The organism is Protofrankia sp. Cr2 (genome assembly GCF_963555885.1).
In the GTDB taxonomy this organism is placed as follows: Bacteria; Actinomycetota; Actinomycetes; order Frankiales; family Frankiaceae; genus Protofrankia.
On record NZ_CAUVXG010000003.1, the window covers coordinates 195,501 to 206,543 of the forward strand.

Below are 11,043 nucleotides of genomic sequence, written 5' to 3' on the forward strand. Positions count from 1 at the left end.
CGCAACCCGGCCGGGCCGTCGTCAGCTGTTGGCGCCCGGCTCCCACAGCACGTCCCCGCCGGGATTGGCGACCCGGGAGAGGATGAACAGCAGGTCGGAGAGCCGGTTGAGGTAGCGGGCGGGAAGCGCGCCGGTGCGGTCCGGGTCGGCTTCGCGCAGCGCCCAGACGGACCGTTCCGCGCGGCGGGTGACCGTCCGCGCAACGTGTAGCAGCGCGGCACCGGCGGTGCCTCCGGGCAGGATGAACGAGGCCAGCTTCGGGAGGTTCTCGTTGAACCGGTCGCAGGCTTCCTCAAGCCGTTCCACATAGGCGGCGGTGACCCGCAGCGGCGGGAAGCCCGGGTCTTCCACGATGGGCGTGCACAGATCCGCGCCGACGTCGAACAGGTCATTCTGCACCCGGGCGAGCAGCGCCCGGATGTCCTCGGCGAGACCGCCGAGGGCCAGCGCCATGCCGATGGCGGCATTGGCCTCGTCCACGTCCGCATATGCCGCCAGGCGCGGGTCGGTCTTGTGGACCCGGGACATGTCGCCGAGCGCGGTGGTCCCGTCGTCCCCGGTGCGGGTGTAGATCCGGGTCAGGTGGATGGCCATGGCGGTCACACTATGCCGCGCTCGCCCCATCGCGCGCGGCCCGACTCGACGCATCGGCCGGCCCACGCTGACGGCCGGGTGCCCAGGCCATAGCATCGAGTCCCGTGGAACGCTTCGTGGTCAGGGGCGGGTCTCGGCTTGTCGGCGAGGTCGATGTCCCGGGGGCGAAGAACTCCGTGCTCAAGCTGATGGCCGCGAGCCTGTTGGCCCATGGTCGGACGACTCTTCGTGCTGTGCCCGACATTCTTGATGTCGCGGTCATGGCCGATGTGCTGCGAGCGCTCGGAGTGACCGTCGAGCGGGATCTCCCGGGCGGCTCGTTGTCGATCGACGTGCCGGTACGGCCCGGTGCGGCGGCCGACAGCGATGTGGTCCGCCGGATCCGGGCGTCCGTCGTCGTGCTGGGCCCGCTGGTCGCCCGCTGCGGCGAAGCTCGGGTGGCCCTGCCCGGCGGGGACGCGATCGGCAGCCGCGCTCTGGACATGCATGTCAGCGGTCTGACCAAGCTCGGAGCCATGGTGGATGTCGAGGCGGGCATCCTTGTGGCCCGGTCGGCCGGCCGCCTGCAGGGAGCGTCCATCTGGCTGGACTTCCCGAGCGTGGGCGCCACCGAGAACCTGATGATGGCTGGTGTGCTCGCCAAGGGTACGACCGTGATCGATAATGCCGCCCGCGAGCCCGAGATCGCCGACCTCTGCGCGATGCTGACGGCGATGGGCGCGGAGCTTGACGGCGCGGGCACCTCCACGTTGGTGATCGACGGCGTCGACGAATTGCGGCCCGCCACGCACTGCACGGTCGCGGACCGGATCGTGGCCGGTACCTTCGCCATCGGCGCGCTGATGACCGGCGGGGACGTGCTGGTCCGGGGCGGGCGTGCCGATCATCTCGACATCGTGCTCGACAAGCTGACCACGGCTGGTGCCGTAGTGGATGTCGGGCCCGAGGGCTTCCGCGTCGTCGCAGACCGGCCGCCGCGGTCGATCGACGTGGTCACCCTGCCGTATCCGGGTTTTCCGACCGATCTGCTGCCGCAGACGATCGCTCTGGAAGCAGTCAGCGAAGGGGTGTCCCTCATCACCGAGAATGTTTTCGAAAGCCGGTTCGTTTTCTGTCGGGAGCTGCTGAAGCTCGGCGCGGAGCTACGCACCGATGGCCACCACGTCATCGTGCGCCCTGCCGACCGTCTGGTCGGCACCCACGTCGTGGCCTCGGACGTTCGGGCCGGGGCCGGACTGGTGCTGGCTGGCCTGGTGGCTGACGGGATCACAGGCGTCACTGAGGTCCACCACATCGACCGCGGCTACGGTGGCTTCGTCGAGCAGTTGCGGGCGCTGGGCGCGGACATCCATCGGGAGCCTGCTACGGCCACGGCACGGCGCACAGGCTGACCGGCGCGCATGACACCATGCGGCGCTGGCCCACGCTATGTACGGCGTTCCCGGGGCAGCGTCAGGCCCAGTCCCGCTCCGTGCCTGCGACCACGGCACGCGCCCGCATGGAGTCTTCGGGGAACACCATGACGTGCCAGCCGGAGAAGTGGTGGCGGCGGGTATTCCCGTCGGCGTTCACCTGAATCGGGCCAGGTGGCGCCGCGCCTGACGTCGACCGTATCCCATGCTGACCGAGAAGCTGGCGTAGCCGGGCGGCTTCGGTTGACGTGCGGAGCGTCGCCACCGGCACCAGCATTCCGAAGTCGCCATGACTGGTGGCAGTACTATGGTTACCACGCGTCCGGTTCGGTGCGAACACCCACCGGCACACCGCCACGAGTACGGCGGTGGCGGCGACGGCAATGGCCGGACCGATCGTGTAGTGCAGGCTGTTCAGTGGCACCGTCACCTCCCTGCTGTCCGAGCCGGCGGGCCGGTCGGCCTTCATCGTCTCAGCGCGGCCGGTTCCGCGCAGGCGTTCATGCGTGGCTCGCGTCGCAGTTCTCGATCGTCGCAGTTCCGGCTCGTCGCAGTTCTCGATCGCCGTGCCGTCGAGATTGCTTCCGCCCGTGTTCCCGGCCCGGTCGTCATGCCCGGGCGGACCGACCCTGCGCCCGACGCGTCTGCGTCGCCACTCTGCGACTATGGACACTGACGACTATGGACACTGACGCTGTGGGCGAGCCGCTGTACCTGTGGTTCCCGATGTGGCAGCGGTAGGAACGGAGGTCTGGACAACCAGTTGGCCGAAGTTGCGTGATCATGGTTTTTTCGCGCGGCGGGAGGCCCCAGGGGAACCTTGCGTCCGGAGTGGGATCCGGCCGTGTCCGACAACCTCTGATCGCCGGGTAGACCCGATCGGTCAGGGCCTGAATCAGGGGGGACGGGAGGCCTGATGGGTGAGAACGTAATGCTTCTTGACGACGGATGTATGGAGATCCAGACGGTACGGCTGACTGGTCGGGTCGATGTACGCACTGTCGGTGATATGCGCATGCGGCTGCATGCCGCCATCGACGGCGGCACCGGGCAGCTACGGGTCAATGTGCTCGGCTTGGAGCTGGTCGACCATGCGGGCCTCGGTGTCCTGCTCGGTGGGGCTCGGCGGGCTCGGCGGTCCGGGCGGTCGATGGTCCTGGTCGAGGTTCCCGCGGCGCTGGGGAAGCTGCTGGCGGCCAACCGCCTCGGGCGCATCCTGCGGTCCGACGATGCGGACCTGCTGCATGTCGGCCACGCCTGATGCGGTTACCCGATGCGGCCGACCGATAGATCCCGGATGCGGCTGACCGGCAGGTCACAGGCTCGCGCTGTGCGCTGACGGCCCGCCGGTCGCTTGTGGTCCCCCGGCTCCACGACGTTGCGATCGGTCGTGGGATGATGGTGCCGGCCGGGGAGGGACATGCTCGACGTTGATGCGCAGCGGTTGAGTCCAACGGACGGTCCGGCTTACCGACGAGGTGGCGACCAGTCCGGTGACCAGCGGCGCACCGTGCTCATCGCGGGCGCGTTCGCACTGGCGATCGTGGTGGGTGTGGTCATCGGTCTGGTAACCGCGCCGGGCGCCGCAACCACCCCGGCGGCAGCGCCGACGACCGCCGCGCCACCGTCGGCCGAGCTGCAACCGGCGCTGGACCCGTCCACGTGGGAGAACAACCGCCATCCGGGGACGGCACACCAGATGCGGGTGCGGGAGTCCGATCGCCGTGCCTTCAGCGCGAGCCTCGCGTACGCCTTGCGGGAAAGCGGCGCGGGCACCATGACCACGGCGGACGTCGTCATCCCGCAGGGAAAGCTCTTCTACGGTGCTGTGGAAGGTCGCGACAGCACCGTGGACGAGTACTGGGCTGTCGGTCTCGCGCAGGTGGCCGGCGTGACCCCGGCCCCGCCCAACCCGCACGTGTGGCAGCGGATCGCAAACGGCCCCTGGACGCAGCTCGTGTCGGGGCCGGGTGCCTGCGACCGGCTGCCGGCTGTCCTGTTCACCGTGTGGCAGGGGCGTCCGGGTCTCTGTTCGGGCGTGTGACGTTACCTGTCGGTAGGCTCCTGGCCATCAGATGACCCCTCGGGAGGGTGTGGCGATGGTCGACGCGGCGAGGCGGGACCAGCCGGAGCAGGTTCGTCCTCAGCGGGACCGGCCGTGGATCATCCGGACCTATGCGGGTCATTCCAACCCGGTGGAAACCAACGCACTGTACCGGCGGAATCTGGCCAAGGGGCAGACCGGGCTCTCGGTCGCGTTCGACCTGCCGACCCAGACCGGCTATGACCCCGACCACGAGCTCGCCCGTGGTGAGGTCGGCAAGGTCGGCGTGCCGATCGCGCATATCGGCGACATGCGCGCGCTGTTCCACGACATCCCGCTGGGCCGGATGAACACCTCGATGACGATCAATGCGACGGCCATGTGGCTGCTCGCGCTGTATCAGGTTGTCGCCGAGGAACAGGGTGCGGACACGGCGACGCTGGCCGGCACGACTCAGAACGACATCATCAAGGAGTACCTCTCCCGGGGGACGTACGTGTTCCCGCCGGTGCCGTCGCTGCGGCTGATCACGGATGTGGTCGCCTACACGGTGACCGAGATCCCGACGTGGAACCCGATCAACATCTGCAGCTACCACCTGCAGGAGGCCGGTGCCACACCCGTCCAGGAGATCGCCTACTCGATGTGCACGGCCATCGCCGTGCTCGATGCGGTGGTCGCCTCGGGGCAGGTGCCGACCGAACGCGTCGGCGAGGTGTGCGCGCGGATGTCGTTCTTCGTCAACGCCGGCGTTCGCTTCGTCGAGGAAATGTGCAAGATGCGAGCGTTTGTGGCCTTGTGGGGCACTCTGCTGCGGACCCGGTACGGGGTCACCGATCCCCGGCACCGGCGGTTCCGCTACGGCGTCCAGGTCAACTCCCTCGGCCTGACCGAGGCGCAACCGGAGAACAACGTCATCCGGATCGTGCTGGAGGCCCTTGGGGTGACGCTGTCGAAGGATGCCCGCTGTCGGGCACTGCAGCTGCCGGCCTGGAACGAGGCACTCGGCCTGCCCCGGCCCTGGGACCAGCAGTGGTCCCTGCGCATCCAGCAGATTCTCGCCTACGAGACCGACCTGCTGGAGTACCCCGACATCTTCGAAGGCTCGGTTGTCGTCGAGCGGCGGGTGGCCGAACTGGTCGAAGCGGCTCAGGGCGAGATCGACCGGGTACAGGCGATGGGCGGTGCGGTCGCCGCGGTCGAAAGCGGTTATATGAAGTCCCAGCTCGTCGGCTCGCAGGCGAACCGTCGGATGCGCATCGAGTCCGGCGAGGACGTGGTGGTCGGCGTGAACACCTTCACCGCCACCGAGCCGAACCCGCTGCTGGCTGACCTGAGCACGGCGATCCAGACCGTCGACCCGGCGGTGGAGGCCGCCGCCCGTGTCGATCTCGACGCCTGGCGGGCCGGCCGCGACGCGCGTGCCGTGGACGAGGCCCTGCGGGATCTGCGGGACGCGGCCAAGACCGACACGAACCTGATGGCCGCGACGTTGGCCTGTGCCCGTGTCGGGGTGACCACGGGGGAGTGGGCCGGGGTCCTGCGGGACACCTTCGGTGAATACCGGGCGCCGACCGGGGTGTCCGGCGCTTCGGTGCATGCTGGTGGCGCTGAGCTCGCCGGCGTCCGGGACAGGGTCGTTGAAACCGGGCGGGAGCTGGGGCGCCGGCTGAAGTTCCTCGTCGGCAAGCCCGGCCTGGACGGGCATTCCAACGGCGCCGAACAGATTGCCGTGCGCGCCCGCGACGCCGGATTCGAGGTCGTGTACCAGGGCATCCGGCTGACCCCGGCGCAGATCGTCGCCGCCGCGGTGGAGGAGGACGTGCACGTCGTGGGGCTGTCGGTGCTCTCGGGTTCGCACATGGAGCTGGTACCGCAGGTCCTCGACGGGATGCGGGCGGCCGGTGTCGGTGATGTGCCTGTCATCGTCGGCGGCATCATCCCGGCGGTGGACGCAGAACGACTGAAGGCGCTGGGGGTGGCGGCGGTCTACACACCGAAGGACTACGGTCTCACGGAGATCATGGGCGGAATCGTGGCCGTCGTCCGGGCCGCGAACGGCTTGAGCTGATCGCTTGAGCTGATCGTTTGAGCTGATCGTTTGAGCTGATCGCCTGGGGTGCGAGCGTGGTGGTGCGGGGCGGCCGAGGGCCGCGTAGCGTCCGAAGGGTGATGGCTGACACGCCCACCGGTGGGGGAGCCTCGGGGGCACCGGGCGCCGGGCGGGCCCGAGATGACACCGGGTCGCAGAACGACACTGGTCCGGCCGAGCAGCCCGTATCGCTTCGGGATGCTGTCGCACTGGCCACCCGCGCGCATACCGGCCAGCTCGACAAGGCCGGCGACGACTACATCGGCCATCCGCTACGGGTGATGGAAGCGGTCGGTGACGCCGCGCAGCGGGCCGGGGTCGACCCCGACCAGGCCCGGATGGTCGCGGTGCTGCACGATGTCGTCGAGGACACCGATGTCAGCCTGGCGAAGCTGACCTCCCTCGGTTATCCGTCCGATGTCGTCGCGGCGATCGACGCACTGAGCCACCGTGATGGAGAGTCGGTGGAGCAGTACCTCGCCCGGGTAGCCGGCAATCCCCTGTCGGTTGTGGTGAAACGGGCGGACATGGCCGACAACAGCGACCCGGCTCGGCTGGCCAGGCTGCCGTTGGAGCAGGCGAACCGCTACGCACGGCGTTATTCCGATCGCGTCCGGCTACTCGATGACCTTGTCGTGGACCGGATGCGGACGGGTTAGAGACGCGGCAGTACGTGGAGACGGGCGGTCACCGCGACACTCTGCGTGGCCCTTCCGTGGATGTGCCTGCCGAGCGCCTCAACCGAAACTGGAACGAACTGCTCCAGGAGATCCGGGTGGCGCAGGCCGGGGTGCAGATCCTCTTCGCCTTTCTGCTCACTCTTCCGTTCACCCAGCGCTGGACCCAGGTGACCGACTTCCAGCGGGCGCTCTACCTGATCACGCTGTTGACGGTCGCCGCCGCGTCCGCGCTGCTGATCGGCCCGGTGGCCTACCACCGGATGGTGTTCCGCCGGGGCGCGCGCGCCCAGCTGGTCACCGCTGCCAACACCATGGCGCTGGCCGGGCTGGTCATGCTGGGAGTGGGAATCAACGGTGCCGTCCTGCTCATCGTCGACGTGGTCATGGGGGTGCTGGCGACCGCACTCATCAGCTCGGCGAGCGTGGCGTTCTTTGTCGTGTTGTGGTGGGTTCTGCCCCGGCTCACCCGACCGGATCGACGCGACGGCGGCGGGTCGGGTCGGGGTCCCGACCACGAGATGGGCGGAGTCGCCGGATCGGCTGATGGCGAACGGGTGTAGGAAGGCGAGCGGGTGCACACAGACCAGCGGGTGTAGGTAGCGAAGTCGCGGCACGGTAGCGTCCGGGGCTGTGCGTCTTGTGATTGCCAGGTGCAGTGTCGACTACGTGGGCCGGCTGACGGCTCATCTGCCCAGCGCGGTCCGACTGCTGCTGGTGAAGGCCGACGGGTCGGTGTCCATCCATGCGGACGGGCGGGCCTACAAGCCGCTGAACTGGATGAGTCCGCCGTGCGTGATCGCTGAGGCGGACGGCGTCTGGCGGGTGACGAACCGCGCGGACGAACAGCTCGTCATCACCCTCGAAGAGATCATGCATGACTCGTCGCACGATCTCGGTGTGGACCCGGGCCTGCAGAAGGACGGCGTGGAGGCGCATCTGCAGGTGCTGCTCGCCAAGCGGCCGGATGCCATCCGCGACGGCCTGACGCTCGTCCGCCGGGAGTACGAGACCGGCATCGGACCGGTTGATCTGCTCTGTCGCGACACCGACGGTGGGAGTGTCGCCGTCGAGGTGAAGCGCAAGGGCGAGATCGACGGGGTCGAGCAGCTGACCCGTTATCTGGCCCGGTTGGAGGCGGACCCGTTCCTGCCGCATCCGGTGCGTGGGATCCTGGTCGCGCAGTCGATCACGCCGCAGGCGCGGTTGCTTGCCGCGGACCGCGGTCTGGGCTGCGTCACGGTCGACTACGACTTCCTGCGCGGACTGGCGCCCGCGATCCCGACCCTGTTCTGACCGTTCAGGTTCGCCAGCTTGCGCCCTGGTTGCGTCACTCATCAGTGACAACAGATGAACTATAGTTGCGGTGGATGCCGAATGGCTCGACTCTGCGACGTTTCGTGTGCAATGCTGCGCAACGTGAATCCACCTGTACCGGGCAATTAGGTGCTGATCTCGTGTCCGGGTAGCGGCCTGTTCGTCTTCTGATCTCACCGGCGGGTACCTCGATGTGCCCGCGGTGATCTGTCGTCGGTGTTCTGTTCGTGTTGTTCTTTGCTGCGCGTTCATCTGAACGTGTAGGTCACCGTGCCTTTCTTTCGGGCTGCGCTGTTGTCCGGTGCGGTCTGGTTGGCTGCTGCGCGGGTCTGCTGGCTTTTCGTTTTGTGTTGTCGTGTTCGCGTGCGTTCCGGGCGTGGATGCGGGTCCTTGTCTTGCGGACTTCTGGAGTGTCTTCATGCGTGGCCGGCTTTCTGCTGCTCGGTTCCTGCGTGCTTCTCGTCGGGTGTTCCGGCGGGCGTCACGGCGGGGGTTGGCGGTCATCTCGTTCGGGTTGGTGCCCGTGTTGGTGGTGACTGCGCTGACGGTGCTGCGGATGGCCGGGGGCGGTGCGGGCGGGCCGGCGCCGTTGGTGAATCCGTTCCGGAATGCGGCGTTGCCGCAGAGCTCGTCCGGGAGTGCGGCGGGCCGTGCGGCGCAGGTGTCCACGGGGCAGTCCCAGTCGGGGCGGGCGCCGTCGGCGGTGGCGGTGGGTGCGGCGGTGCCGGCGGTGGCCGGTGCGGTGCCGACGACGGTGGATCGTCCGGTGGAGTTTCCGAAGCCGACGCCGTCCAGCGCGGCGGCGATCATCGGTCCGGCGACGTCGATGCCGGCGGTGCGGGAGCCGGGTCCGGTGCCGGGCCGGGTGGAGGTGACCGCCCGCCGGACGGAGAACGCGAAGGTTTTTCAGAATCCGGATGGGAGTTTCACGTCGGAGTTCTCCGCGCAGCAGCAGCGGGTGCGGGGTGGGGACGGTTCTTGGGCCGATGTTGACACAGATCTGGTGCCGGTGTCGGGCGGGCGGCATCGGGTGAAGGTTGCGGCGCGGAACACCGAGGTTGCGGACACGGCCAGTGACGCTCAGCTCGGGAAGATTGACGTGGCGGCGGGGGCCTCGGTGTCGTTCGGGTTGACCGGAGCCGCCGGGGCGAAGGCGGTTGTGGCGGGGAGCACGGCGTGGTATGCGGGTGTGCGGCCGTTTTCGGATGTGGAGTTGACCGCGACGAAGTCGGGGTTGAAGGAGACGTTGGTGTTGCGGTCGGTGGACGCGCCGACGCGGTGGGTTTTTCCGTTGGCGTTGCAGGGGTTGACCGCGGTGGTTGATTCGCAGACGCGGGGTGTGCATCTGACGGACAGTTCGGGTGTGCTGCGGGCGGTGATTCCGGCGGGGTGGATGGAGGATTCCGCGGTCGACCCGCATGTGGGAGACGGCGCGTATTCGGAGGGCGTCGGCTATTCCCTGGTGACGGTGGATGGCGGTGGGCAGGCGCTTCAGGTTGATCTGGACAAGGGGTGGTTGTCGGATCCGGCGCGGCAGTTCCCGGTGCGGGTGGATCCGTCGGTGACCTGGTTGAACCCGGAGACCGATGACACGTATGTGGCGCAGAACTACTCGGCGACCCATGGGTCGGATGTGGAGATGCGTGCCGGTACATATGACGCCGGGGTGCATCCGAACGCCAGTTATGTGCATTTCACCGGGGTGGGTGAGTTGCAGAATGTGAACGTGGTCGGGGTGCAGCTGTCGGTGTGGAATTTTTATTCGTGGCAGGCGTGTGACACGTCGGTGCCGGTCGCTGTATATGGGGTGACCCAGGCATGGAATGGTATGACGATGAAGGACTGGCCGGGTGCGGCGTATGGTCCGGAGCTGGCGCGGAGTAGTTTCGCCTATCGGGATGGTTCGGCGTGTCCGGCGAACTGGGCGAACTGGAACAGTCCGGCGTTGACGGAATGGGTGCAGGACTGGTCGCGGGGGATTCGGTCGAACGAGGGTTTCACGATCCGGTCGGTGGATAACGGGGATAACCGGGGATGGCGGAAGTTCGCGACCACGCAGAGCGGCGCGGATATTGATCCGGTGTTGCAGGTCAGCTGGACGCCGTACGATGTGGAGTACGCGGCGCCGCCGGGTGGGCTGGTCTGGGAGCCGGGCTTTCCGCTGACGAACACGCAACAGGGCAAGATCCGGATCCGGTTGACGAACCGGGGTCGGGATCCGTGGCCGGCGAACAGCAGCTACATGCTGTCGTATCACGTGTATGACGCGGCGAACACGACCGAGCTGGTGCATCAGGGGTATGCGACGCAGTTTCCGACGACGGTGAATCCGGGTCAGACGACCGACTTGTTGGCGACGGTGAACCCTCTTGCGCCGGGCAGCTATGTGTTTCGCTGGGACATGATCGAGTGGGGGGTTTCCTGGTTCTCTGAGCAGGGAGTTGTCCCCTGGCCGATAACGATTACGGTCCCGAATGTGCCACCGGTGGTGACCGGGGCTACTCCGATCAACGGTTCGAGCGTGTCGAGTCTGACGCCGACGTTGACGTTGACGGGTTACGATCCGGATAACTATCCGGGGCCGGGGGTGAATTACAGCTTCCAGTTGTGTACCGGGTCGGATGCGAATTCGGAGAGCTGCTGGTCGTCGGGGTGGATCAGTGTGAACACGTGGAGTCCGCCGAAGGGTGTCCTGGCGTGGAATCAGACGTATTACTGGCGGGGTTGGGTGGGTGATTTTCAGCTGCCCAGTGCGGCGACGACACCGCTGCGTATTTTCACGCGGGTTCCCACCTCGGATCCCGGGGCACATCTGGGTGGGGATCCGTATGCGCCGGCGGTGGCGAGCGTGACCCCGGTGGTGAGTAACTACACGACGGCGACGACGGATGCGGTGGTGGCGGGGGT

At 67.8% G+C, this 11,043-nt stretch carries 10 protein-coding genes; 8 read left to right on the top strand and 2 right to left on the bottom strand.

The window, feature by feature from the left end; genetic code table 11:
• Window positions 1–21: 21 nt before the first annotated feature.
• Window positions 22–594: a cob(I)yrinic acid a,c-diamide adenosyltransferase gene (locus tag U9978_RS03660; RefSeq protein ID WP_322759585.1), complete on the bottom strand. Its 573-nt coding sequence runs from the start codon at window positions 592–594 to the stop codon at window positions 22–24.
• Between the two features lie 104 nt (window positions 595–698).
• Between U9978_RS03660 and murA the strand changes: the two genes are divergently transcribed.
• Window positions 699–1,985 (top strand): UDP-N-acetylglucosamine 1-carboxyvinyltransferase, encoded by a 1,287-nt coding sequence (gene murA / locus U9978_RS03665; protein ID WP_322759586.1) that lies wholly within the window; start codon window positions 699–701, stop codon window positions 1,983–1,985.
• A 61-nt stretch (window positions 1,986–2,046) separates the two neighbouring features.
• Here murA and U9978_RS03670 read toward each other — a convergent pair whose 3' ends face one another.
• Window positions 2,047–2,430: a hypothetical protein gene (locus U9978_RS03670; RefSeq protein ID WP_322759587.1), complete on the bottom strand. Its 384-nt coding sequence runs from the start codon at window positions 2,428–2,430 to the stop codon at window positions 2,047–2,049.
• Window positions 2,431–2,922: 492 nt separating this feature from the next.
• Here U9978_RS03670 and U9978_RS03675 point away from each other — a divergent pair, with 492 nt between their 5' ends.
• The 7 genes from U9978_RS03675 to U9978_RS03705 all read left to right on the top strand — a co-directional run.
• Complete coding sequence (locus U9978_RS03675; protein WP_322759588.1) at window positions 2,923–3,267, top strand: STAS domain-containing protein; 345 nt, start codon at window positions 2,923–2,925, stop codon at window positions 3,265–3,267.
• 159 nt (window positions 3,268–3,426) lie between these two features.
• Window positions 3,427–4,050 carry a hypothetical protein gene (locus U9978_RS03680; protein ID WP_322759589.1) on the top strand — a complete coding sequence of 208 codons (624 nt, stop codon included), beginning with the start codon at window positions 3,427–3,429 and terminating at the stop codon, window positions 4,048–4,050.
• A gap of 55 nt (window positions 4,051–4,105) precedes the next feature.
• Window positions 4,106–6,121, top strand: a complete 2,016-nt coding sequence (locus tag U9978_RS03685; protein WP_322759590.1) for a protein meaA — start codon at window positions 4,106–4,108, stop codon at window positions 6,119–6,121.
• A gap of 101 nt (window positions 6,122–6,222) precedes the next feature.
• On the top strand, window positions 6,223–6,801 hold the full coding sequence (locus tag U9978_RS03690) for an HD domain-containing protein (RefSeq protein WP_322759591.1): 579 nt from the start codon (window positions 6,223–6,225) through the stop codon (window positions 6,799–6,801).
• Window positions 6,802–6,857: 56 nt separating this feature from the next.
• The gene (locus U9978_RS03695) at window positions 6,858–7,382 is read left to right on the top strand and encodes a DUF6328 family protein (protein WP_322759592.1); all 525 of its coding nucleotides are present in this window, start codon (window positions 6,858–6,860) and stop codon (window positions 7,380–7,382) included.
• 70 nt (window positions 7,383–7,452) lie between these two features.
• Window positions 7,453–8,115, top strand: coding sequence for an endonuclease NucS (nucS, locus tag U9978_RS03700; RefSeq protein WP_322759593.1), 663 nt, complete (start codon window positions 7,453–7,455; stop codon window positions 8,113–8,115).
• A 544-nt stretch (window positions 8,116–8,659) separates the two neighbouring features.
• On the top strand, window positions 8,660–11,043 hold a 2,384-nt coding region (locus U9978_RS03705; RefSeq protein WP_322759594.1), incomplete at its 3' end, for a DNRLRE domain-containing protein.